General features: G+C 62.4%; 21 protein-coding genes. 10 read left to right on the top strand and 11 right to left on the bottom strand.

Annotated elements, in window-relative coordinates; all coding sequences use genetic code 11:
• Positions 1–255: 255 nt before the first annotated feature.
• Together LMTR21_RS21320 and LMTR21_RS21315 are read right to left on the bottom strand one after the other, a co-directional pair.
• Complete coding sequence (locus LMTR21_RS21320) at positions 256–996, bottom strand: TetR/AcrR family transcriptional regulator (protein ID WP_065753874.1); 741 nt, start codon at positions 994–996, stop codon at positions 256–258.
• Positions 997–1126: 130 nt separating this feature from the next.
• Entirely contained in the window at positions 1127–2305 is a 1179-nt protein-coding gene (locus LMTR21_RS21315) for a patatin-like phospholipase family protein (RefSeq protein WP_065753843.1), read from the bottom strand.
• A gap of 218 nt (positions 2306–2523) precedes the next feature.
• Here LMTR21_RS21315 and tgt point away from each other — a divergent pair, with 218 nt between their 5' ends.
• The gene (tgt, locus tag LMTR21_RS21310; protein ID WP_065753844.1) at positions 2524–3657 is read left to right on the top strand and encodes a tRNA guanosine(34) transglycosylase Tgt; all 1134 of its coding nucleotides are present in this window, start codon (positions 2524–2526) and stop codon (positions 3655–3657) included.
• Positions 3658–3663: 6 nt separating this feature from the next.
• Here the strand turns inward: tgt and LMTR21_RS21305 are convergent, their stop codons facing one another.
• Positions 3664–3879, bottom strand: a complete 216-nt coding sequence (locus tag LMTR21_RS21305) for a hypothetical protein (RefSeq protein WP_057840786.1) — start codon at positions 3877–3879, stop codon at positions 3664–3666.
• A 235-nt stretch (positions 3880–4114) separates the two neighbouring features.
• Between LMTR21_RS21305 and cysK the strand changes: the two genes are divergently transcribed.
• Together cysK and LMTR21_RS21295 are read left to right on the top strand one after the other, a co-directional pair.
• Complete coding sequence (gene cysK, locus LMTR21_RS21300) at positions 4115–5092, top strand: cysteine synthase A (protein ID WP_065753845.1); 978 nt, start codon at positions 4115–4117, stop codon at positions 5090–5092.
• A 2-nt stretch (positions 5093–5094) separates the two neighbouring features.
• Positions 5095–5334, top strand: coding sequence for a BrnA antitoxin family protein (locus tag LMTR21_RS21295; protein ID WP_057840788.1), 240 nt, complete (start codon positions 5095–5097; stop codon positions 5332–5334).
• Between the two features lie 87 nt (positions 5335–5421).
• Here LMTR21_RS21295 and LMTR21_RS21290 read toward each other — a convergent pair whose 3' ends face one another.
• Both LMTR21_RS21290 and LMTR21_RS21285 read right to left on the bottom strand, forming a co-directional pair.
• Entirely contained in the window at positions 5422–6855 is a 1434-nt protein-coding gene (locus tag LMTR21_RS21290; RefSeq protein WP_065753846.1) for a caspase family protein, read from the bottom strand.
• Positions 6856–7038: 183 nt separating this feature from the next.
• Positions 7039–7911 carry a DMT family transporter gene (locus LMTR21_RS21285; RefSeq protein WP_065753875.1) on the bottom strand — a complete coding sequence of 291 codons (873 nt, stop codon included), beginning with the start codon at positions 7909–7911 and terminating at the stop codon, positions 7039–7041.
• Between the two features lie 270 nt (positions 7912–8181).
• Here LMTR21_RS21285 and LMTR21_RS21280 point away from each other — a divergent pair, with 270 nt between their 5' ends.
• A complete protein-coding gene (locus tag LMTR21_RS21280) occupies positions 8182–8580 on the top strand; it encodes a RidA family protein (RefSeq protein WP_065753847.1) in 399 nt (132 codons plus the stop codon).
• A gap of 68 nt (positions 8581–8648) precedes the next feature.
• Positions 8649–8849, top strand: coding sequence for a hypothetical protein (locus LMTR21_RS21275; RefSeq protein WP_057863096.1), 201 nt, complete (start codon positions 8649–8651; stop codon positions 8847–8849).
• A 130-nt stretch (positions 8850–8979) separates the two neighbouring features.
• Here the strand turns inward: LMTR21_RS21275 and LMTR21_RS21270 are convergent, their stop codons facing one another.
• From LMTR21_RS21270 to LMTR21_RS21255, 4 genes are all read right to left on the bottom strand, one after another.
• Complete coding sequence (locus LMTR21_RS21270) at positions 8980–9534, bottom strand: hypothetical protein (protein ID WP_065753848.1); 555 nt, start codon at positions 9532–9534, stop codon at positions 8980–8982.
• A complete protein-coding gene (locus tag LMTR21_RS21265; RefSeq protein WP_084030679.1) occupies positions 9479–9832 on the bottom strand; it encodes a hypothetical protein in 354 nt (117 codons plus the stop codon). The genes LMTR21_RS21270 and LMTR21_RS21265 overlap by 56 nt, the downstream gene beginning before the upstream one ends.
• 204 nt (positions 9833–10036) lie before the next feature.
• Positions 10037–10636 (bottom strand): formyltransferase family protein, encoded by a 600-nt coding sequence (locus LMTR21_RS21260; RefSeq protein WP_065753876.1) that lies wholly within the window; start codon positions 10634–10636, stop codon positions 10037–10039.
• Positions 10637–10756: 120 nt separating this feature from the next.
• Positions 10757–11002: a hypothetical protein gene (locus LMTR21_RS21255; RefSeq protein ID WP_065753849.1), complete on the bottom strand. Its 246-nt coding sequence runs from the start codon at positions 11000–11002 to the stop codon at positions 10757–10759.
• Between the two features lie 153 nt (positions 11003–11155).
• Between LMTR21_RS21255 and LMTR21_RS21250 the strand changes: the two genes are divergently transcribed.
• The 3 genes from LMTR21_RS21250 (at position 11156) to LMTR21_RS21240 (ending at position 14571) form a co-directional block, all read left to right on the top strand.
• Entirely contained in the window at positions 11156–11557 is a 402-nt protein-coding gene (locus LMTR21_RS21250) for a hypothetical protein (protein ID WP_065753850.1), read from the top strand.
• A 192-nt stretch (positions 11558–11749) separates the two neighbouring features.
• Complete coding sequence (locus LMTR21_RS21245; protein WP_065753851.1) at positions 11750–14083, top strand: PAS domain S-box protein; 2334 nt, start codon at positions 11750–11752, stop codon at positions 14081–14083.
• An 11-nt stretch (positions 14084–14094) separates the two neighbouring features.
• Positions 14095–14571: a response regulator gene (locus LMTR21_RS21240; protein WP_141688366.1), complete on the top strand. Its 477-nt coding sequence runs from the start codon at positions 14095–14097 to the stop codon at positions 14569–14571.
• A gap of 27 nt (positions 14572–14598) precedes the next feature.
• Here the strand turns inward: LMTR21_RS21240 and LMTR21_RS21235 are convergent, their stop codons facing one another.
• Both LMTR21_RS21235 and LMTR21_RS21230 read right to left on the bottom strand, forming a co-directional pair.
• A complete protein-coding gene (locus LMTR21_RS21235) occupies positions 14599–14985 on the bottom strand; it encodes a hypothetical protein (protein WP_141688367.1) in 387 nt (128 codons plus the stop codon).
• Positions 14986–15198: 213 nt separating this feature from the next.
• Complete coding sequence (locus LMTR21_RS21230; RefSeq protein WP_065753853.1) at positions 15199–15576, bottom strand: hypothetical protein; 378 nt, start codon at positions 15574–15576, stop codon at positions 15199–15201.
• Positions 15577–15968: 392 nt separating this feature from the next.
• Between LMTR21_RS21230 and LMTR21_RS21225 the strand changes: the two genes are divergently transcribed.
• Together LMTR21_RS21225 and LMTR21_RS21220 are read left to right on the top strand one after the other, a co-directional pair.
• Positions 15969–16190 (top strand): hypothetical protein, encoded by a 222-nt coding sequence (locus tag LMTR21_RS21225; protein ID WP_065753854.1) that lies wholly within the window; start codon positions 15969–15971, stop codon positions 16188–16190.
• 2341 nt (positions 16191–18531) lie between these two features.
• Positions 18532–18789 (top strand): hypothetical protein, encoded by a 258-nt coding sequence (locus LMTR21_RS21220; RefSeq protein ID WP_141688368.1) that lies wholly within the window; start codon positions 18532–18534, stop codon positions 18787–18789.
• Positions 18790–19256 lie beyond the last annotated feature (467 nt).

Below are 19256 nucleotides of genomic sequence, written 5' to 3'. Positions count from 1 at the left end.
CTGTCTTTGCCGGCGGACGCCGTCGGATCGTCTCGAAGAAACGCGGCCGACCCCCTGGAGGCATATGGGTCGGCCGCGGAACGTCGCAAACGGGCGGGACCGCCGTTTGCGGCGATCGAAGCGCGCGAGCCCCGCCGGGACTGGTAAGCGGGAACCCGCATGCTTCACTTGTAACAAAACCATACCGTATCGTTTTGTTTGGTCAAGCGCGCATCCAGCCCGTACCGCATGTAAAACTCCGTTCTCACGGAATTGTCAGCGGGAGGGACGTCGCCGGGTGGTTCCCTTGGGATTGGACTGGACGCGGCTCGGCGGGCCGAGTGCACCGGCCAGGAACAGCCTGATCGCCAGCCGCATCCGCTTTTCGGCGGACTTCATCTCGAGCGGCGTTCCGAACGTCGCCATCCGGTGGGTGTGGCCGACGACCACGTCGAGAAAGACCTCGGCCGCGATGCCGGTATCCTCGACGTCCATGGCGCCCTGGGCGACCAGATGATCGAAGAAACGCGCGGTCGTTGAAACGGCTTTCAGCCAGCCTTCTTCCTTGCCGAGCTTGGCGATGTCGGGAAAGTTGATGGCCTGTGACGTCATCATGCGGCTGAACGCGACGGCATCGGGCCCGCAGGTGAACATCAGCATCTCGCGGCCGACCTCGATCAGGCGCTGCTCGACCGAGATGTCCGAGGCCCGCGTCAGCTGCACTTCCGCCGCTTCGGCAAGCGGGGCAAGCCAGCGGTCGATCTCGCGCCTCAGCACTTCCGCAAACAGCCCGCGCTTGTCGCCGTAGCGCGCATAGACTGTGGGCTTGCTGACCCGGGCTGCTTCGGCCACCGCATCGAGCGAGGTCGCGTCATAGCCCCGGTCCAGGAAAAGACGGGTGGCAACTTCGATCAGCCGCTGATCGCGCTCGATGGCGGCGCTTTTTGTCGGCCGGCCGCCGCGCGACTTCGGGACGTCCCGTTTCGCCGGTCTGGCCTTGGTCGCAGTCAATCCCATGCCCAATGATTCCTGCGCGGTCGTGATAACAATCATTGCTCTATAACGCGCAGTGTGAGGGACGTCATCGCGAATCTGGCCGAATTGGCCATGTCGTCAACGGTTTGGGCAGGTTGTCGTTCCGGGTGGTTCACGGCAACGTCGAGGTCCAGGCTTGGCCCGACGCAGCCTTCTCATAGCCGTGCTGATAGAGGGCGCGCATATAGGCGGTGTCGAAGCCCTCTTTGGGCGACGCGGGATAGTCGCGCTCGATATAGGACAAATGGAAGCCCCATCGGTTGCGCTTGGCGAAATCGTAGGTCGAGAAGATCACCGAGCGGGTCTGGGACTGGGTGATCGACGACAGGCTGCGCGAGGCGACATCGAGCGTGCTGTTGGACACGAGCTCAAAGGTTCGTTCGAGCTTCTTGTTGACGAGGATGTAGATGTTCATCCGGCTGTTTCCGGGCAGACGTCCCTGGAAGAGCAGGGCATCCGGCAGCGTCAGGACCGGGGCGGTCACGCCGCCATCGACATGCATCTCCTGAAAGCGTCGGCCCTGGCCCTCGGCTTCGATCAGGATCGGCGGGAAGACCAGCGGAATGCTGGCGGAAGCCGCCATCACGTCGCGAAACAGCTGCAGCGCCTCGGGCGAGCCGACCGCGGCGATTTTCCCCATGTCCCAGACCACCGTGCGCTGGGTGTCGAGGTCGGTCGTCACCACAAGCAGTTTTCGGCCCCTGGCATTTTCGCGTGCAACGGCTTCCAGGATCTCCGGCCCGACATAGCGGGCCACCAGCTCGCGCAACCGCTTGTTGCCGAACAGGCCGGATCCGAACAGCACGCGGATGATGCTGGGATCGTCGAGCAGGCTCTCCGCGATGCCGCTGGTGTAGACCTCCCGCAGCGTGTCGTCGTACTGCGACCCGAGAAACGCAAACGGTGCGATCAGGCCGCCGGTGCTGACGCCCGAGACGACCGAGAAGGTCGGGCGGTTTCCGGCCGCGGTCCAGCCGTTCAACACGCCCACGCCATAGGCGCCATCGGCGCCGCCGCCGGAGAGCGCGAGATAGGTCCTGGTCGAGGAGGGAGCGTCTTTCTCGAAACGGAATTTGGTGACCGGCTCGTCGGCGTAGCGCCGCAGCCCGTCGATATCGAGCACGCGAGAGCTGGAGGCCTCCGCCGCGCTATAGGGCGTCCGCGGCAGCGACGTGCAGGCCGCCAGCGCGAGGCTGCACAGCAGGACGGCCGACCCGAGCAGGCGTGAGCCTGTCCTCCTGATCCGGCTGTCGGAGAGGATTGATCCAGTCAGGAAAGCGAGGAAGGGCATTCGCCGTCAGTTACCGTATACGCTACTGGCTGCCGCCGGGCCTCATCGCCCGCAGCGTCCCATTCCCCCGTTCATAAAACTATACGGTATCGTTTTATTTAACAAGCAAAAGGTCGAAGCGCTCGGGTAACTCAATTGTGTCCGGCGCGGGACGCGGGCCGCTGGGGAGCGCACTAGGCGGTTGATTGCCCGTTCTCGGCACGCAATAAGCAGTCGCCATGAGTCTTCCCAATCATTTCGAATTGATCGCCACCAACGGCAATGCCCGCACGGGCCGCCTCACCACGCCGCATGGCATGGTCCGCACACCCGCCTTCATGCCGGTCGGCACCGCGGGCGCGATGAAGGGCATGCACTGGCGCGAGGTGCGCGACGCCGGCGCCGATATCGTGCTTGGCAATACCTATCATCTGATGCTGCGGCCGGGCGCCGAGCGGATCGCTGCGTTGGGCGGCTTGCAGACCTTCACCGGCTGGAACGGGCCGATGCTGACGGACTCCGGCGGCTTCCAGGTGATGTCGCTGTCGGACCTGCGCAAGGTGACCGAGAAGGCGGTGACCTTCCGCTCGCATATCGACGGCGCCAAGGTCGAGCTGTCGCCGGAGCGTTCGATCGAGGTGCAGCGGCTGCTCGGCGCCGACATCGCGATGCAGATGGATGAATGCGTGCGGCTGCCGGCCGGGCGCGACGACATCGAGCGCGCAATGCGGCTGTCGTTGCGCTGGGCCGAGCGCAGCAAGCGCGCCTTCGAGAGCGCGCCCGACGGCTACATGCTGTTCGGCATCGTGCAGGGCGGCGACATTCCCGAGATGCGCCACGTCAGCGCGCGCGAACTGGTCGAGATCGGTTTCCACGGCTACGCGATCGGCGGACTTGCGGTTGGCGAGCCGCAGGCGGTGATGCTGGCGATGATCGAAGAGACCGCGCCGGCGCTGCCGGCCGATCGTCCGCGCTATCTGATGGGTGTCGGCACGCCCGAGGATTTGCTGGAAGCGGTGGCGCGCGGCATCGACATGTTCGATTGCGTGATGCCGACGCGGAACGGGCGACACGGCATGGCGTTCACGCGCTTCGGCCAGATCAATCTGCGCAACGCCCGCCATGCGGATGATCCACGGCCGCTCGACGAAGAAAGCGATTGGCCCTCGGCGCGCAACATCTCGCGCGCCTATCTGCATCATCTGGTCAGGTCGGGAGAGACGCTCGGCGCGATGCTGTTGTCGGAAATCAACGTGGCCTACTACCAGCATCTGATGCGGAGCGTGCGCGAGGCGATCGCGAGCGGAACGTTCGAGACGTTCCAAAAACAAACGCGCGCCGGTTGGGCGCGCGGTGACATTGCTCAAAGATAGTTTGAGTCAATTACAGGCGAACCTCTTCGCCGAATGCTTGGTCACGAAGCCGTAACCGCAGGTGTCACAGGTCCAGAGATAGCTGATTACGTTGTCGGTGAGGTAGGCGGAAGCTTCTGCGGCTACCATGGTGTCGGCACACACCGGACACGTGGGCAGATCAGATCCGCGCGGATCCGGCCTATAGGCAACGGTCGACAGGATTTCAGCGATTGCTCGCATCGTGACCCTCCCTGGCGATCTGAACCTCTGGCTCAGCTCACGACCAAAGTATAAGCAGAAATCTTTGACGATGTCGCAACACAAATGCGTTGATTTCGCGATATTTTGCGACAATTGCATTTTGCGATGCAGCGAATTCGCAACTTCGGCGTTTCTGGCTTGCGCATCGACGAGAGCGCCTCCTAAGTAGGAGAGCCGCCAGTTCCCCGCACATGATCACTTTGGGAGTGTTGAGATGGATGCGTCGTCAGCCGCGAGTGCAGTGCAACGTCCGGGGCGCGGAAAAGTCTACGACTCCATCGTCGATGCGATCGGCGACACACCGATTGTGCGCCTGCGCAAATTGCCGGAAGCGCATGGTGTTAGCGCAACCATCCTGGCCAAGCTGGAATATTTCAATCCCGCCGCGAGCGTGAAAGACCGCATTGGCGCGGCGATGGTGATCGCGATGGAAAAAGCCGGCGTGATCAATGCCGACACCGTGCTGATCGAACCGACCTCAGGCAATACCGGCATCGCGCTCGCCTTCGTCGCGGCCTCGCGCGGCTACCGGCTGAAACTGGTGATGCCGGAATCGATGTCGATCGAGCGGCGCAAGATGCTGGCCTTCCTCGGCGCCGAGATCATCCTGACGCCGGCGGCGCAGGGCATGAAGGGCTCGATCGCAACCGCGGAGGAACTGGTGCGGACGACGCCCAACGCGGTAATGCCGCAACAGTTCAAGAACCTTGCCAATCCCGACATTCACCGGCGCACCACGGCGGAAGAGATCTGGAACGACACCGGCGGCAACATCGATTACTTCGTCGCGGGCGTCGGCACCGGCGGCACCATCACCGGCGTCGGGCAGGTGCTTAAACCACGCAAGCCGAGCTTGCGGATCGTCGCGGTCGAACCGGAGGAAAGCCCGGTACTCGGCGGCGGGCAGCATACGCCGCACAAGATCCAGGGTATTGGCGCGGGTTTCATTCCGGACATTCTGGATCGTTCTGTCATCGACGAGATCGTCAGGGTCAACGGCCCGGCGGCGATCGAGATGTCGCGGGCGCTGGCGCGCATGGAAGGCATTTCCGGCGGCATCTCCTCGGGTGCTGCGATCGCGGCGGCGCTTGCGATCGGCAAGCGTCCGGAGAGCGCCGGCAAGACCATTCTCGCGGTCGTGCCGTCATTCTCCGAACGGTATCTATCGACCGCACTGTTTGAAGGAATATAGCGATGGCGGACCAGCCGAGGCGGCCGAGAACCCTGAACGATGCACGCACCGAAGCCGAGGCTGCGTTCAAGCGGACCACGACCAAGGTGGCGGAGGCGCCCCCCAAGCAAGCCGCCATTCCCGGCGTGCGCGAGCAGGTCACGCTGCGCATCGACCAGGACGTGCTGGAGTGGTTTCAGGAGGGCGGTCCGGGCTGGCAGGATCGCATCAACGAGGCGCTGCGAAAGGCTGCGGGCAAGTAGCACGCCGCCGAACTCACTTTGCGAAGCGCAAAATAAAAGGCCCGGGATCATCCCGGGCCTTTTTGCAGATTGCAGATGTGTTTGCCGTTAGCGCAGCATGCCGCCGACGACGCCGCCGATGAAGCGGCCGGCACCGGCCGGATCGGGGCCGGGGGCAGGGGCGCTGTATTGGCGCGGCGGCGGGGCCTGCTGCGGCTGAGGCTGGGCTTGGGCGGTACCGCTGCTCGGGGCGCGGCGCGGCTTCGGGCGCTCCTCGCCGGTGCTCGCGGTCGGCGCTGCCGCCACGATTTCCGTCAGCAGCGCCTTGTGCTGCAGCTTGTTGAGGTAGCCGCTCTTCGGATAGCCGCGGGCGGCCTGCCAGCGCGTGATCACGGCGCGGGTCGGGGCGTCGAACTGGCCGGTGGCTTTGACATCGAAGCCGAGCCCGGTCAGGCGGCGCTGCACGTCGCGGCGCTGGCCCTTGTCGAGGCCGATCTGGTCCTCGGTGGTCTGGTTGGCTTCGTCCTTGAAGGTCGCCGGATCGATCCCCGCGCTCAGATTGCGCGTCGCATCCTTCGCACCGCTCTCCAGCGACGCAATCCGCGACAAGGCCAGCGAGCGGAACTGACCGTTGGGATAATTGGTCAGATAGGCATTGAGTTCTTCCGGCTTGTTGGAATCCTTGATCGAACGCCAGAACTCGAGTTCCACGTCCGACGCCTTTGAAGAACCGGTCGCCGCCGGCGATGCTGCAGCCACGGCGCCTGGCGCGGGTGCGCCGTTCAGGTAGACCGCGCCGATCAGGTTGGTGTGACCCCAGGGCAGTTGACCCTTGTTGGTCTCCTCGTTGACCTGGGCACGGACCTTGGTCATCGCCTGCTGGATCTCCATCCCGGGCTGGGTGAGGTTGGCAAGCAAGGCGCGCGTGAACGGGCTGTTGCCGCCTTCCTGGCCGTCGAGTGCGGTTTGGCCGGGGCCGGTCGCGAACGCGATCAGCGTGCCTTCGCCGGACTTCATTTCAGCGAGACCGGTCTGCACGTTGACGCTGCGGGTGGCCGAGTTCGACTTGATCTTGGCTGCGAACGGATTGTCGCGGCAGGCATCGAGGAACACCAGCTTGACCTTGGCGTCGCCCATGGTCTGCTCGAGGGTGAGGTCGATGTTGATCGCAGCGCCGAGCTTGACGTCCATTTCGGATTTGATGTCGGCGTCGATCGGCAACAGATAGTTGGTTCCAGAGATGGCGATGCCGTGGCCGGCGTAGAAGAACAACGCAACGTCGGCGCCCTGCGCCTTCTTGCCGAAGTCGAGCAACCGCTCGGTCATCTTGTCGCGAGTGAGGTTGGAACCTTCGACCACCTCGAACCCGACATTGCGCAGCGCGCTCGCCATCGCCTTCGCGTCAACGGAAGGATTCGGAAGCGGCGCGACGTTCTTGTAGGTGCCGTTGCCGACGACAAAAGCGACACGCTTCTCGGCGCTGGCGGCGCCAGCCGTAAAGGCCAAGCAGATGACGGACAAAATGAGGGTAGGGTAACGCATAGGAATCCCCCTGCAGAAATCGACAAAAAGGCTTTGGTTGCAACGCTGGCGGGACATTACAAAGAATCGCCTGCTTCGCACCACAAAAAAGCAGGCGCACAACCAAATCCGGGACCATCCGTTACCGTCGCGACACGCGTCTTAGCGTGATCTAGATCACAGCCAGGGAAATAAAATTCAGCTTCAGGCCGATGCCTTAGTCGAAGGATTCGGCTTCAGGTTCAAAAGATTTCCGGTGAGGATCAGCGCGGCGCCGAGCACGGTGAACATGTCGAGCCGTTCCGAATAGATCAGCCAGCCTGCGGCGGCGCTCAAGGGAACCCGCAAGAAATCCATCGGGATCACGACGGTTGCATCCGCATGCAGCATCGCACGCGCCATGCAGTAATGCGAGAACGTGCCGCAAAATGCGATGATGATGACCCATCCCCAGAGATGGGCGGGCGGCCACTGCCAGACATAGAGGGCAGGGAATAATCCCACCGCCGACTGTATCACCAGCATCCAGAACATGATCGCGAGCGGCTGTTCGGTCCGCGTCAGCGACTTGACCATCGCGACCGCGATGCCGAACCCGACCGCGGCCGCCAGCGCGACCAGCTGTCCCGGGTTGACCTCGCTGGTCGCGGGGCGGACGATCACGACGACGCCGACGATGCCGAGCACAATCGCCGTGATCTTCCAGGTCGTCATGCGTTCGCCGAGAAAGCTTGCTGCCAAAATTGCGGTCCAGATCGGCATGGTGAACTCGATGGCCACCACCTGGCCGATCGGGATCAGCGTCAGCGCAAGGAACCAGCCGAGCTGCGCGCCGTAGTGGATGAGGTTGCGCGCGATATACAGCGGCAACCGCTTCGTCTTCATCATGCCAAATCCGCCGGCGGCGCGGATCAGCGGATACAGCATCAGAAAGCCCAGGATCGAGCGCATCTCCATCAGCTGGAACAGGTTGATCTCGCGCGCCGCCTCACGTCCGGCGATCGCGATGATCAGCATCAGGGTGAGCCAGCCGGCCATCCACAGCGCGGCCAGGGTTTTGGATTGTGTGCGGTCCATGCGTGCGGCGAGGGGTTGGGGCAGGCCGGTATCGGCGAGCGTGCCACAATTTGCAATGCGCAAATGCGCTGATACAGCGATGCGCGGCATGACAATTTCGCTGTGGGAGAGGCCGGCGGTTCAGTGCTAAGAGCGGCGAACTTTGCCGGTCATTCCGGACGTCGCGTAGCGACGATCCGGAATCTCGAGATTCCCCGGTGTGCTATTGCACACCTGAGGTCTGGTGCTCGCGCACCATCCCGGAATGACCACAGGAATTGAGGAGGAAACATGCGTATCCTGCAACCGGCCGAATGGTCGAAACCCCGCGGCTTCTCGCACGGCGTCGAGGTCGACGCTTCGGGTAAGTGGATCGTGCTGGCCGGCCAGACCGGCGGCGACGAGAAGGGCGACTATGCCCCTGACATGGCCGCCCAGGTCGGCACCGCGCTGAAGCGCATCGTCAAGCTGCTGGGGGAGGCCGGCGCCAGCCCCGAACACATCGTCCGCCTGACCTGGTATTTGACCAGCCGCAGCGAATACGAGGCCGCAGGGCCCGGCATCGGTGCCGCATGGAAGGAAACGCTCGGGCGCAATTTCCCGCCGTCGACGCTCCTCTACATCGACGGGCTGGTCGACCAGCGAGCGAAAGTCGAAATCGAAGTGACTGCCTTCGTGCCCAAGGTCTAACCAAGGCCTAACCGAACATCTCAAGCGCCAGGACACGGCGCTGTCCGACCAGAGGATATCGTGAGCCAATGACCAATCGATCGACTACCGCAGACTTCGTCACCGCTTTTGCGACCGGCTGGCCCGAGCACCAGCCCGACATCATGGTGCTGTCACTGACCACGCAGCGCGGCGTGCAGGATTTTGCATTTACCAAGGAGCAGGCCTTGCTGATCGCCAAGACGATGAAGCAGACGGCGGCGAAACTCGAGCAGCCGAAGACGGCTTAGGCCGCCCGATAACTGTCATCGCCCGCGAATGCGAATGCGGGCGATCCAGTATTCCAGAGAGGCCGGTATTTGATCCGAGAAGCCGCAGCGTACTGGATACCCGCTTTCGCGGGTATGACGATCGGGCAAGTTACTTCGACAGCGAGATATTGGCGGCGCGGAACTGGCTGTCGGCCCTCAGGGCGATCTGCTGCTTGTTGCCGGTGGTCTTCAGCGAAATGCTGGCGGCGAAGCCGGCCGCCTGGGCGACGACCTGGAAGCTGCCTCCCGCGCCACGGCCCTGGATGCTGCCGCCGATATTGCGGCTGGACTCAGTCCAGGTGCCGCTGACTTCGCCGCCCGCCGCGACCACGGCGGCCTGCAGGTTGAACCTGTAGGCGTCGCTGGCGCAGGTGAGGACCATCTCCATGTTGGATCCGCCCACCTTGTAGGTTGCGCGGCAGCGAATCCGCTCGCTCGAACCATCGTCGAGCGTCACGGTGCCGCCGCCGGACCAGTTGCCGGCCATGCCGGCGAAGGCGCTGGACTGGGCGTAGCTCGCAGGTGCTGCAAAAGTCGTCATAAAAAAAGCGACGGCTGCGAATGTCAGCCGCCGCGCTTTGGCGAAAAATTCAAAAGTCTGGCTTGCCTTACTGACGGGATGCTTCCCATCGACCGCTACACGCGACACCAGCTGAAGCCCCATTCCATTTCCCCGATCCGGAGTTGCCACTGAGTTGACCGTTCGCATATGCACCATTGATCGAGACTCGCACAAGTCCCCCGGAGCCGACGCTGCCGGAAACTGGGCCGCCCGAAATCTTGCCGCCGGTGACATTCACGGTCGACGTAGTCTGCGCGTCGCAACTGCCCGTTTTTGTGACAACGGTGACCTGCCAAAGCCCGTCATAGGGGTTCTGGGCGAAAGCGGGAGCGCTGGCAAAGGTTGCGGCGGAAGCCAGAAGCGAAACAAACAACAGGTTACGGATGCGGTTGGCGCGCATGGGTCAAATCCCCTGACATGTGTGTGATGGAGCGCCTTATCTTGTCACAATGTGTTCAAACTTGGGTGCGACGCAACACTGAGGAAAGTTCCTGAGGGCTCAAACACATCAAGGTGAATCCGGTTCCGCCCGGGAACGGAAAAATCCACCATTTTGGCGCGATTCGGGCCTGATTCTCGCAGTGTATAGGTATTATAGTAGAGTTCAGTGCTTGGCGTCAGACAGGCTTGGCGCCTTGGTCGCGAACTCCTCGTCCTGGGGGGTCGCCGGCAGGCTGCCGTGGGCTTTGGCGTGGTAGATGACATCGGCCAGCAGTTTCTGGCCAAGCGGCGCCAGTGCACGCTCCCACAGCTCCCGGGCCGTTTCGCCTTTCTTGACGAAAACCCACTCCTGCGCGGCGATGGCGCCGGCATCCATCCGGTCAGCGAGGTGGTAGACGGTGCCGCCGGCGATCGGATCGCCTTCCTTGATGGTCCATTCGACCGCGGCGATGCCGCGATGCCGGGGCAGCAGCGACGGGTGATAGCCAATGCCGCCGAGTTTGGATGTCGCCAAGGCGTCTCTGTCCACGCGGGCATGGCTGTGCGCGGTGACGATCAGGTCGGTATTCGGCGCGATTTCAGACGCGACGACGTGTTTCGGATCGGCCTGCACCACGACCTCGATCCCGGTTGCCCGCGCCGCAGCGGCAAGCCGGTCCTCGCCATCGTGAACGACGACGCGGGCGATATCGACCCCGTGTTGGCGCAGGGTGTTGAATGTCGTCACGCCAAAATGGCGGGAACCGACCAGGGTGATCCGCATGTGTTTTCTTCCGTCGTTGATCAGGCCGGTATGCCGATAGCACACCAAGGCGGCCTGTTTCGATGCCGGCTGGGGAGCTAGCGGGTTATCAACAGGGCGGGCTGGCCGGTTATGGCTCGGCTACCACGACAGGATTCGCAGTTCCGCCGTGGAATGGGCCGGCAACGGCGGCCGGAGCGGCTCAGCCTGCTGCTCGGCTGCCCTTTGCAGGCAGGCCCGCAAGTCGGCGTTGCATTGCTTCATCTGGTTGCGCAGCTCGCGCCGGGCGAAGGTGGTGAGGGCGGGATCGCCGAGCTGCTGCCAGGCGGCGCGCAGCCATTGCTGCAGGGCGCGGATATCGGAATCGAGCGCTTCGGGCTGGTTCATGCCGCCGGAATCTCAAAACGTGATCGCGCCTCAATTAGGCCTGATTCTCCCGCCGACGCCTACTCCGGAAGCAGGAAAAACAGGCAGATCTGGAAGCGAGGGAACGCGCGCCCTAGATGTTCGTTGGATGAGCTGCCTCCTGGAGAGACCTCGATGTCCCGCAATCCGGCGCTTGTTCTCTTCGTGGCGCTCGGCCTGATCATCCCCGCCAAGGCATTCGCGCAACTGACGCCGCCGGCCGGCTCGGCGGGCGCCGGCAATTCGTCGATATCGGGCGTGCCGTTCGGCCCGGCCAACCCCCGGTCGCTCTCCGATCCCAGCGGCATCGGCAATGCCGCGAGCACGCCGCCGCTCAGGCCCAATCCGCCGCCTCCGTCCATCTCCTCCGGCGCGATCGAATCTCCGAGACAGCGCACACGCCTCGTGACGCCGCCCTATCCGGGCGCCTCGCAGCGGATCATCAGCGCGCGTCAGGCCAAACCGCGCAAGCCGCCGCGCCGGCCGCGGGGGCGGCCGGAGGTGAGCTCGTTCACCGGGATCTGTCGCGGCTGCTAGCGATCAAATTGCGATCCATCCTGCCGGAAACGAAGTGCGCGGGAACGCGGTGCCCGGCCATCGCGGGGAACAATTTTCTCCTGCCGAACTTGTCCAAAGTTAAGTCCAGCGGTCATGCGTGCTGATTCCTGCATGTGCCGAAGCCGAGTATCGCGTGAGGCAGGTTTGCCCCTAAAGGCAGAGATGGCGGGAATGAACATCCAGCAGCGCACGGCCAAGACTCTCTCCAAGCCAGGCCGGTCCGCCGCGTCTGACGTCGCCTGCGCTCCCCCTGAGGAATGGTTGCCCGGGCAGGAAGAAAGGCTGGGTGTCACCTATGAACATGTCGGTGTGGGCATCATCGAGATCGATCAGGCCGGACGTGTCAGGCGCGTCAACCAGAAGGCCTGCGAGCTGGTGGGACGCGAACCGGACGACATGTTCGGTCGCTCCATTTTTGACGAGACCTCGCCCGAGGACGTCGTGCAGGATCTGGCGCAGTTCAGGCGACAGATTGCCGGAGAAGTCGATCGCTACACCATCGAGAAGCGTCTCGCCCGCAAGGACGGCTCGTACGTCTGGGCCGAGGTGACGTCTACCAGCGTCCGCGATCCCTCGGGCAATTTCCTTTACGCGGTGCGCGTTCAACATGACATCGGGCTGCGCAAGGCAGCCGAACAGGCGCTGGCGCGGCGAAGCGAAGAGCAGGCGGCGCTGTTCCGGTTCTCCGAAAGGCTCCAATATGCCACGTCGCTCCCGCAGGTTTACGATGCCGGCCTCGACGCCATCCTCGCCGCGCTTGCCTGCGAGCGCGCCTCCATTCTGCTGTTCGACGACAGCGACGTGATGCGCTTCGTCGGATGGCGGGGCCTGGCGGATGGATACCGGCAGGCCGTTGAAGGCCATTCGCCATGGAGCAGGGATGAGGCTAATCCGCGTCCGGTCTATTTCGAGGATGTTGCCGCTTCAGCTCTCCCAAACATGCTCAAGGAAACGGTGGCGCGAGAGAAGATCGCGGCCGTTGCCTTCATTCCGATCCTGATCGGCGGCCGGCTCGCCGGAAAATTCATGGCCTATTACGACAGGCCGCATCACTTCACTGGACCGGAGATCGACGTCGCGCTGACGCTCGCGCGGCAACTGGGCTTCGGCATCGCCAGACTGAGGGCGGAGCAGGCGCGGTGCGCCGCCGAGGAGCGCGCGCAGCAACTCGTGTCCATCGTGGAATACTCCGACGATGCGATTATCAGCAAGGATCTCGACGGGATCATCCGGACCTGGAATCCAGGCGCCGAGCGGCTGTTCGGCTATACCGCCACTGAGGCCATCGGCAAGCCCGTGACCATTCTTTTTCCGCCGGGACGCGAGGACGAGGGGCCCGGCATCCTGGCGCGCATACGGCGCGGCGAGCGCATCCACCATTACGAGACCGTCCGCCGGCGCAAGAACGGCCGCCTGCTCGACATTTCGCTGACCGTCTCGCCGGTGCGCGACAGCGCAGGAATGATTGTCGGCGCCTCGAAGATCGCCCGCGACATCACCGGCCGCAAGGAAGCAGAACGCAAGCTCCGGGAGAGCGAACGGCAGCTCACCGAATTGCTCGCGGCGATTCCGGCCGCGATCTACACGACCGACGCGCAGGGAAAAATCACCTATTTCAACCAGGCGGCGGTCGAATTCTCCGGCCGGACCCCCACGCTCGGCAGCGACGAGTGGTGTGTCACGTGGAAGCTGTTCATGCCGGACGGCACGCCGCTCCCGCACGATGCGTGTCCGATGGCGGTTGCGCTGAAGGAAGGCCGCGCCGTGCGCGGCGCCGAAGCGGTGGCCGAGCGGCCGGACGGCACGCGGGTGCCTTTCATTCCGTTCCCGACGCCGTTGCGGGACTCCCTGGGCAACGTCACCGGCGCCATCAACATGCTGGTTGATATCAGCGAGCGGCGGCAGGCGGAGACCCAGCAACGGCTGCTGCTCGATGAGCTCAACCATCGCACCAAGAACAACATCCAAATGCTGCAGGCGTTGCTGTTCTCCGCGGCAAGGACCGCGCACAGCGACGAAGCGCGGAAAGTGCTCAACGAAGCCAGCGCGCGGATCGCGGCCATGGCGGCGGCACAGCGCGTGCTGTACGGCCGAAGCGATGCCAGCCGCGTTGCGGCGGAAGAATTCCTGCCGGCGGTCTGCGAGACCATCCGGCAATTGCTGCCGGCGGATGCACGAATTGAGTGCGGCGCTGCTCGCGGCGTGCTTTCCAACGACGTGGCGATGCCGCTCGCCCTGATATTGAACGAGCTGCTGACCAATGCGGTCAAGCACGGCGTCACGGATCACGCGAGGCAGAGTGTCCGGGTCAGCCTGACCGGTCAGGACGGACGGCTGGCGCTCTGCGTCGAGGATGACGGCGAGGGGTTCGACCTGGAAGCCGTTCGCAAGACCTCGTCCGGGCTCCAGCTCGTGCTCGGCCTAGCGCGCCAGCTCCATGGAACACTTCACGTCACGAAAAATCCGTCGCGGGCATGCCTCGAGTTTCCCGCGGCGAAAATCTAGTGCGGCGATCAATGACGAATCCGCACCGCGTAGCGCATTTTGCGCCATCGTCCGAGCCGGACCGGAACGCGCCGCCGGCCGAAGAGACACGGCGGATGGAAGACAAGCAAGGCCCTCCGCGCGTTCTCGTCGTCGAAGATGATTTTCTGATCGCGATGCAGACAGAGATCGCGCTCACCTCAGCCGGCTTTCAAGTCGTAGGTCCGGCCACGACGGCGGAGGAAGCTGTTGCGCTGGCCGGTGAGGCACAGCCAACGCTTGCCGTGATGGACATTCGCCTCGCCAGCAGTCGTGACGGCATCGATGCCGCGCGCGAACTGTATCAGGACTTCGCCATTCGCTGTATCTTTGCGACCGCGCATGACGATGTGCACACGCGCGGGCGCGCCGAGCCCTATGCGCCGCTCGGATGGCTGCCGAAGCCATACACCATGGCTTCCCTCGTTGCGGTGGTTGCCGAAGCTCTCGCGCAGCTACGCCGGCCGTAGCGGGCGGCGTCAGCACGATCAGGAAACTCAGTATTCCCTGTAATAGCGGCGGGGACGGTCATATCCGCCACCGTAATAGCGCTGGCGCCCTTCCTGAAACTGCAGCGGGACCGTTCCGGTCGGGTAGCATTGACCGTCGCGGCTATCCAGATCCGTGCCATGCCCGCACGGGACGGGATAGCGGCCGCCGCGATGATAACGCGGATATTGGTAAGCGGCCTGATCCTGCGGCGCCAGATAGCCGTTCGGATAGCACATGCCGTCGCGCGCGCTCAGGTCCCAGCCATGGCCGCATGGCGGTGGACGCACGGGTACATGGTATTGCACCGTTTGAGGCGCGACAGGGGTAACAGCCTGCTCAGGCGCCATGCTCAACTGCGCGGCCAGTGCTGCGGCGGCAATGCTGACAATCATGTGGTCGGTCTCCAATCAAACCAGAAGCCGCCGGCGTTTTCTCGATGCGCTGACCGGTTTTCCGATCACGATCGAGGGGCTGCTGTTGGTCCGTGCAAATATATCAAAACACGCCCTGAATACCCGATGAACGCATTTCAGGTATTGGAAGTCAAATTCGCAACGTCCACCAGCGGCTGGCCGCGGATCGGCGAACCGACATGCCGCGCCGCGCTACCGCATCTCGTAATAGCCGTTTCGTCGCGTGTGATAACCTTTGCGGCCTGCCTGGTACTGCCGTGGCACCGTGCCGGTCCGATAGCAGAGCCCGTCGCGAATATCGCGATCTGCGCCATGGCCGCATGGGATGGGCCGCCGGCCGCCGCCATACTCCAGCGGATAGTACCGGCCCGACTGGTACTGCGGCGGCACCATTCCGTTCGGGTAGCACTTGCCGTCCCGTTCATCGAGATCGTAGCCGTCGCCGCATGGCGGCGGACGGCCGTGACGCCGGTAGCGGATTTCCTGGGCTGGGGGGACGCCCACGTCGTGCGGGTGGGCAGGTGCGCCCAATTGGAGCGCGAGGGCTATGCCGGCAATGCTGGCGAACATCTTTCAGTCCCTCCGATGAACACTGATCTCCAGCCGATCTTGCGGCCACGGCGGATTGTACGATTCCATATCGATGTTGTGTGTGAGCTGTCGGAAAGACTGGCGGCGAAAATTGGACGTCACGCAAAGCGACGTCCTGGCGGCAGTCGATACGGCGTCCAAGGGCAACAGGCACTGACAACAGGCATTGAACGGAAATCTCTTCAATCTACTGCGGGAGCCATTTGCGAGGATGACCGGATGAAACAGGGCCGGGGTGGCATTGTCTTGCGATTGCCTCTCGTTAGGTAGTTAGGTAGCTGCAGAAGCCCTCGCAATTTTGGTTTAACCGCAGTGGCCATGGAACTTTCCATTTTTTCCCGATTTAAAGCGCGGGAGCATGGAGGATCAGAATGGCCAAACGCTGGAGTGTCGAGGATATTCGAGACCTCAAGGGCCTTGCTCAGCAACATTCAGCCCAGGCAATTGCGGAAAAGATGGACCGGACCGTAGGCGGGGTGGCCTTCAAGGCCCGTCAACTGGGGTTATCTTTAAAACCGCGCTCGCGTCTCGCCGATACCGACGCCAACTGGATCTCGTCGGACAGCATTCGACGCGAGGCAGCAGACGCTTGACCATTGCCACTGCGGCGCTGCATCGATTGTGGCGACGTTTCGCCTGCGTGTCGTCGTCCTACGGCGGCGCGCTAGCCGGTGCGATAGGCATCCAGCGCGTGGGCAACGAAAATCCCCACGCTGACCAGAGCAAGGATTGCTGCTGAAAGCTCGATCATTGTCAGGCCTCCCGCTTGCCCATTGCAGCGAGGAATCTGCCGCGTGATTGGTTCCAGATCAGATCGAAAATGAATTGCATGACCGCATCCCTGTTTTGTTGATAACGGGGTATGCAGCCCTTTGTTTCAGGCCGGGCGAGCGATCTCGAAGGTGGGGTGGCGAGCCAGCGGATCTAAATGGAAAACGGCAGGACGTTTGGCCAGCGCTTTTTCATCCCGGCGGCGACCTGGAAGGCCAGGCGATTTTCGGGTCGCGTCGAGGGCGTAAATTTCGCGTGAGCGCGACGATCGGCCGCCTTCTGTCGTCCGCGCTGGCGCCTGACATATCGTTTGGATCGCGTATGCATCAGCATCATCGATCCAAGGTCTTGTGACCAATCATGAATCGTCCCACCGAATTTGAGGCTTGGCAACCAGACCAGCGCCAGAGGTGAGGGTGCAGCGCACAAACTGTTTCGCTTTTACCGAGCGCGAATCTAGGCAAAGCTTGAGCAACGACATGTCATTGGGGATGAGCATGGACGTTGTAGAGTTCGTCATCTACGGCTTACTGGCTTTGTGGGGACCGCCTTTGTTGTTTGCGGCGTACCTGTTGCGACCGATCAAATGAACTGCCGCACGATCCACACGATGAGGAAAAGCCAGCCGATCATCGCGATCACGACGGCGACGACGTAGTTCACTTTCAGCCATTGGTGGCGCACGATCATCCTTAAAACAAAGCCGCCGGGCGGAGTATGATCGCCCGACGGCTTTGCTGTGTGGGCCCGGACCACTTGGGGAAATTGTCCGGTGGCTGACCACTAGGCAGACTCTTGAAGCGTGGCAACCGAACTCGCAATTTAACCTAACCAGTCAACGTTACCGATCGCGACGCCATCGGACCTTGAGCTGTGGCCTCGGCGGCGCGGGTTGCTGCTCGAGCCTGTTGGTGCCGGAGGTCGCCGGTTCACGCCGGGGCTATCCCTTTAAATAATCGATTTCTTCTGTTCACTTTTGGGCAGACGTTACCGTTTTTTCCCGATTTAATGGGATCTTTCAGACTCAAATTGTATTTGCCTATCGCCCGGCGGTCGTAAATGTCCGCCGGGCTTTTGGCTCCTGTCGCATTTGCGTGCACGTTGAAGGAGTGATGCCGTGTGGGGTGGGGGCGGGGCCGCCCCGAGGGCGAAGCGGCCCCTAATCGCGCAGTACACAGGCGGGGGCAACTCTTGCCATCTGCGCGACCTGCAGCCACGCTAGACCTGTTTAGGCAGACCGCAACGAAACTCCCGCGTTAAGCTTGATGTTCGCCGCGGAGGTTAATTCTGGAACCGCTAACAAAAAGACCGCCCGAAAGCGGTCTCTCGGTAGATTCCAGTCTATTGTAACCGCAGATGCGTGTTTGCGACGACGGTAGGCGATGAATCCGGCACCAGCGTGTGAATTGCTTCCAGGCTTGCCGGTCTGTGTGATCGCCGGAACATTGCCTGAAGGGCGATCTCTATGGATCGTGCGGCCTCTCTTGTTGTCGGCCGCGTCTTTCAGCGCAACGCGTGCCGTGATCGGGTACCCCGAAAGATCCTGTTGGAGACCCTAAAGCGCAAGCGCGAGGTAGGCGCCATTTGCTATCAAGGGACGTGCCGAACCTAGTTTGTTTCTCGGCACAGACGCATATCCCTTACTTACGGCCCCAGTTCGCCCCCCTTCCAAGCCCCGCTGGGGCCGTATTTTAAGCACGCCGGATTCGTGCATTTCTCCGAAGATGATTTTCTGAGAGCGCTGCATCGCGCCCAATTCTGCCAAGAATCAGACCCAAGCTGCATGCGCCATTTAGGGAGTGACCCGGGGTGGCGGAGGCCCGACGCGTGTCGTCCGGAAGCGTCGTGCGTCGGGCCACCTTTGCACTGCCGGAGGCTTCCCCTGAGTCTTGGCGGGTCCTGAGTCTTGGCGGGTAAAGTCTCGGCGGTCTATCCGGGCATCCATGCATCAGGTATCGGGCGGGAAATAGAACCGCAAAGCCAGCCTTACCGCGATGTAAAGGCCCGCCGCGATCCCGAGACTGATGATCAGGATATCCATCCAGTAATCGTCGCTGCTCCCAGCCCGCAGGTTCAATCATCTATTAGTTTATTGTTAACCATCCGTGGCCCAAATCGATTAGGTATCGTGTTGCGATTCGCGACGGCGGTGGAGACCAAGCGATGCACCCAACAGACGGTCTGAAAATCGGAAAACTGTACCGGCTCGGTTTTCCTGGCATCGCAGCCCGAGTGATCGATCCGCCGGCCGGCGTCGAGCGATCCAGCGAATATTGCTACCTCGTCGAAAGCCTGGTCTTGAGAAGTCGCTGGTGGGTCAACAGGCGAGGGGAGCCGGACAACATTCATACACCTCGTTTGATCGTACCTGCCGCTCAGAAAACGCCAGACGCCTCGTGGAAGACGATAGCGCAGCACTAGTAGCCGGCGGACGCCGAGATCACGGCTGATACTGCAGCGCGATAGCCGCCTACCGCCTTACGATCCAGCCATCCACCAAAGGCATTCTAGATTGAGGCCGCCTCAGTGGGCGGCCTCTTTCATTAGAGTTATCAGTGAGGATCTCATATTCGAAGGCGAACCAATCCGGGTGGTCGTTCACTTCGGCCAAGCTGGGCTGTGCGCGTTTGGGTGTCGCCAGTTAGGGGAGAAACATAGTCCATATGCAGACAGGTTAATCTTCTGTCGCCATCGAACAGCACGGTAAGACTCGCAGTCCGGCGGCTGCTTCCGAAAACCGTGCCAACCTTGCCAGCCAAACTTGGGCAACGAGCGACGCCTAGCGTGTTGATTTTAAATCGCGTACCGATTGCAATCCCTTCGAATACTTTACTCATGCAGGTTGACCCCATTTTTAACTCTGGGTTTGCACATGTTTATTGCAGGCA

The sequence above is a fragment of the Bradyrhizobium paxllaeri genome, assembly GCF_001693515.2.
Taxonomy (GTDB): Bacteria; Pseudomonadota; Alphaproteobacteria; order Rhizobiales; family Xanthobacteraceae; genus Bradyrhizobium; species Bradyrhizobium paxllaeri.
This window is presented reverse-complemented; position numbering and strand designations above follow the sequence as displayed.

Bases quoted from the DNA above. Each gene is read 5' to 3' on its own strand.
- LMTR21_RS21320 (WP_065753874.1), bottom strand. From the start codon at position 996: ATGGGATTGACTGCGACCAAGGCCAGACCGGCGAAACGGGACGTCCCG.
- LMTR21_RS21315 (WP_065753843.1), bottom strand. From the start codon at position 2,305: ATGCCCTTCCTCGCTTTCCTGACTGGATCAATCCTCTCCGACAGCCGG.
- tgt (WP_065753844.1), top strand. From the start codon at position 2,524: ATGAGTCTTCCCAATCATTTCGAATTGATCGCCACCAACGGCAATGCC.
- LMTR21_RS21305 (WP_057840786.1), bottom strand. From the start codon at position 3,879: ATGCGAGCAATCGCTGAAATCCTGTCGACCGTTGCCTATAGGCCGGAT.
- cysK (WP_065753845.1), top strand. From the start codon at position 4,115: ATGGATGCGTCGTCAGCCGCGAGTGCAGTGCAACGTCCGGGGCGCGGA.
- LMTR21_RS21295 (WP_057840788.1), top strand. From the start codon at position 5,095: ATGGCGGACCAGCCGAGGCGGCCGAGAACCCTGAACGATGCACGCACC.
- LMTR21_RS21290 (WP_065753846.1), bottom strand. From the start codon at position 6,855: ATGCGTTACCCTACCCTCATTTTGTCCGTCATCTGCTTGGCCTTTACG.
- LMTR21_RS21285 (WP_065753875.1), bottom strand. From the start codon at position 7,911: ATGGACCGCACACAATCCAAAACCCTGGCCGCGCTGTGGATGGCCGGC.
- LMTR21_RS21280 (WP_065753847.1), top strand. From the start codon at position 8,182: ATGCGTATCCTGCAACCGGCCGAATGGTCGAAACCCCGCGGCTTCTCG.
- LMTR21_RS21275 (WP_057863096.1), top strand. From the start codon at position 8,649: ATGACCAATCGATCGACTACCGCAGACTTCGTCACCGCTTTTGCGACC.
- LMTR21_RS21270 (WP_065753848.1), bottom strand. From the start codon at position 9,534: ATGGGGCTTCAGCTGGTGTCGCGTGTAGCGGTCGATGGGAAGCATCCC.
- LMTR21_RS21265 (WP_084030679.1), bottom strand. From the start codon at position 9,832: ATGCGCGCCAACCGCATCCGTAACCTGTTGTTTGTTTCGCTTCTGGCT.
- LMTR21_RS21260 (WP_065753876.1), bottom strand. From the start codon at position 10,636: ATGCGGATCACCCTGGTCGGTTCCCGCCATTTTGGCGTGACGACATTC.
- LMTR21_RS21255 (WP_065753849.1), bottom strand. From the start codon at position 11,002: ATGAACCAGCCCGAAGCGCTCGATTCCGATATCCGCGCCCTGCAGCAA.
- LMTR21_RS21250 (WP_065753850.1), top strand. From the start codon at position 11,156: ATGTCCCGCAATCCGGCGCTTGTTCTCTTCGTGGCGCTCGGCCTGATC.
- LMTR21_RS21245 (WP_065753851.1), top strand. From the start codon at position 11,750: ATGAACATCCAGCAGCGCACGGCCAAGACTCTCTCCAAGCCAGGCCGG.
- LMTR21_RS21240 (WP_141688366.1), top strand. From the start codon at position 14,095: ATGACGAATCCGCACCGCGTAGCGCATTTTGCGCCATCGTCCGAGCCG.
- LMTR21_RS21235 (WP_141688367.1), bottom strand. From the start codon at position 14,985: ATGATTGTCAGCATTGCCGCCGCAGCACTGGCCGCGCAGTTGAGCATG.
- LMTR21_RS21230 (WP_065753853.1), bottom strand. From the start codon at position 15,576: ATGTTCGCCAGCATTGCCGGCATAGCCCTCGCGCTCCAATTGGGCGCA.
- LMTR21_RS21225 (WP_065753854.1), top strand. From the start codon at position 15,969: ATGGCCAAACGCTGGAGTGTCGAGGATATTCGAGACCTCAAGGGCCTT.
- LMTR21_RS21220 (WP_141688368.1), top strand. From the start codon at position 18,532: ATGCACCCAACAGACGGTCTGAAAATCGGAAAACTGTACCGGCTCGGT.